This is a genomic window from Nocardiopsis sp. TNDT3, from assembly GCF_003427465.1.
Classification (GTDB): Bacteria; Actinomycetota; Actinomycetes; order Streptosporangiales; family Streptosporangiaceae; genus Nocardiopsis; species Nocardiopsis dassonvillei.
This window is the reverse complement of the sequence record NZ_QPFC01000606.1, coordinates 1-1,766: the sequence shown is the minus strand read 5'-3', so window position 1 is coordinate 1,766 and position 1,766 is coordinate 1. Positions and strand designations below refer to the sequence as shown.

The 1,766-nt window shown below is 73.6% G+C and carries 2 protein-coding genes; one reads left to right on the top strand and one right to left on the bottom strand.

The features are described 5' to 3' along the window. Positions 1–12: 12 nt before the first annotated feature. Positions 13–786 carry a TetR/AcrR family transcriptional regulator gene (locus DQW06_RS15400; RefSeq protein WP_117198769.1) on the bottom strand — a complete coding sequence of 258 codons (774 nt, stop codon included), beginning with the start codon at positions 784–786 and terminating at the stop codon, positions 13–15. 127 nt (positions 787–913) lie between these two features. Between DQW06_RS15400 and DQW06_RS15395 the strand changes: the two genes are divergently transcribed. Beyond that, positions 914–1,591, top strand: a complete 678-nt coding sequence (locus tag DQW06_RS15395) for a hypothetical protein (protein ID WP_041552574.1) — start codon at positions 914–916, stop codon at positions 1,589–1,591. The last annotated feature ends 175 nt before the right edge of the window (positions 1,592–1,766 follow it).

Genomic DNA, 1,766 nt, shown 5'->3' with positions numbered 1-1,766 from the left:
CATGGGGGGTCCTCAGGATCGGTGGTGGGAGGGTGGGGCGGCGCGCAGGGCGAGGAAGACCCGGTCGACGAGCGCGGGCAGTTCGTCCTGCCCGTCCGAGTCGACCCAGGCGACGACGGCCTCGGACAGCGCCGCCGAACAGGCGGCGGCGACGGCCCTGGTCTCCAGGTCGGGGGGTTCGGTCCCGGGCGGAGCCAGGACGGGTGCGGGGTCCTCGGTTCCGGGCGGAGCCAGGCCGGGGGTTGCGCTTCCAGACGGATCCGGAGCGGGGGCGTCGCTTCCACGCGGATCCGGAGCGGGGACCTCGCTTGCAGGCGAATCCGGACCAGAGGCTCCACTTCCAGGCGGATTCGGGTCGAAGGCCCCACCCCGGGCGGGGGCCAGACCGCGCTCGAAGGCGGTGCTCGCCGAGGCCAGGTTCTCGCCGATACGCGAGCGCAGGGCCGGGATGGACAGTAGGAGGCGGGCCCGGGCCAGCAGCGCCTCCCGGTTGTCCTCGTAGACCCGGCCGAGTCCGACCAGGGTGGCCCGATGGATCCGCTCGACGGCCGGGAGCGTGTCGGGCTGCTCGCGGACCAGCTCCTCCAGCATCGGGTCGTACTCGTCCCGCAGGACCACGTCCTCCTTGGAGGGGAAGCAGCGGAAGAACGTCATGTGCGAGACGCCCGCCTCACGGGCGATCTGGGCGACCGTGGTCGCCTCGTAGCCCTGCCGCTCGAACAGGCGCAGGGCGGCCTCCTGGATGGCGGCCCTGTTGCGCTGCCTGCGGCGCGTGCGCTGGTCCATGTCCGCCCCTCCCCCGACCGGTTCCGACACAAGAAGTGTTACTCGCTAACACAAGTTCGTCAATCCCTTCCGCTGGAGCCCGGAGCCCGTGGAGGCACCGGAGCGGCTCAGCGGGAAGAATGCGCGCATGGGCACATCCAGAACACTCGTGGCGTCCGAGGACATGCACTCCCACCTCGTCGGCCAGTTGAACCTGGCCCTGCGGCGGCCCGGGATGTACGGAGGCGAGACCACCCTGCGCATGCTGGTGGACCACCTGCTGTTCATGGAGCGTGAACCGCGGGCGGGGGCCGAGCACCAGCGGCTTCTGGAGGAACGCGGGGCCTGGTCCCCCACCGGGGTCACCGGAGCCTTCCGGCGGCTTGTCCCGGGCGGCGACTACGAGCACGGCATGGCCTCCGTCCACGCCGAGTTCGCGCACCGGCGCGGCTGGCTGGAACCCGACCGCGTCCTGGACGCCCGGGCCTACGACGCGCTCAGGGGCCGCGTCCGCCGCTGGGCGGAGACCGACCGCCTGTGGACGGGGGTGGTCGCCGAGTTCGGTCCCCCGTCGGTGCTCTTCGGCGGAGGCGGCCCCTTCTCCGGCAAGACGCTGGGCTACCTCACCGAGGACCGGCGTCAGCCCGTGGTGTTCTTCCACCTCTGGAACGGCACCGAACCCGGCGCCGAGCCCTCCTGGCCTCCCGCGCGCCCCGAGCCGGTCCTGCTCGCCGTGCGCTTCGGCGGCGGCCCGTTCCGCGCGGCCTTCACCTTCACCCCCGAGGGGCGGCGGCTCCGCCCCTCGCCCGACGAACACGGCTGTTGACGGCGCCCGGGGGAACCTGGACGCGGCACCCCTGAACACCCGCGCCACGCGGCAGCCGCCAAGGTCGCGACGCCGAGCGCTCCGGGGCCGACCCGGGCACCCCCGCTCCACGCGAGCACGGCGACGCGCACGCGCGATGACCCGGTGGGCTCCGGTCCGGAGCGCCGGACCGGAG

Coding starts and splice junctions, on each gene's coding strand:
- DQW06_RS15400 (WP_117198769.1), bottom strand. CDS start 786: ATGGACCAGCGCACGCGCCGCAGGCAGCGCAACAGGGCCGCCATCCAG.
- DQW06_RS15395 (WP_041552574.1), top strand. CDS start 914: ATGGGCACATCCAGAACACTCGTGGCGTCCGAGGACATGCACTCCCAC.